Origin of the sequence: Chryseobacterium sp. SIMBA_029, assembly GCF_046535275.1 — a bacterium.
Classification (GTDB): Bacteria; Bacteroidota; Bacteroidia; order Flavobacteriales; family Weeksellaceae; genus Chryseobacterium.
The window spans coordinates 1-256 of the sequence record NZ_JAWRXA010000563.1 but is presented as its reverse complement, the minus strand read 5'-3'; the positions used below and the strand labels follow the sequence as shown (position 1 = coordinate 256).

General features: G+C 36.7%; 1 protein-coding gene. It reads left to right on the top strand.

The genetic code is table 11. From position 1 onward, the window contains the following. Positions 1-256, top strand: a 256-nt coding sequence (locus tag SB679_RS25235) for a DUF4142 domain-containing protein (protein WP_410705073.1), incomplete at both ends; no start/stop codon positions are given.

Here is a 256-nt window from a genome sequence, read left to right as displayed (position 1 = left end):
CTATAACAGTGTCCAATACAAAAGATGTCCAAAAATTAGTTAATGATCAAGATCGGAAATTTGCAGAAAATGCAGCGAGAGGAGGTATTATGGAAGTGATGATGGGTAAACTTGCTATCGATAATGGCGGAAATGCCGCTGTAAAAGCATTAGGAATAATGATGGTTACTGATCATACGAATGCTAATAAAGAACTTATGAAATGGGCTTCAGAAATAGGACTTACACTGCCCACAAATTTAGATGCTGAAAAGCA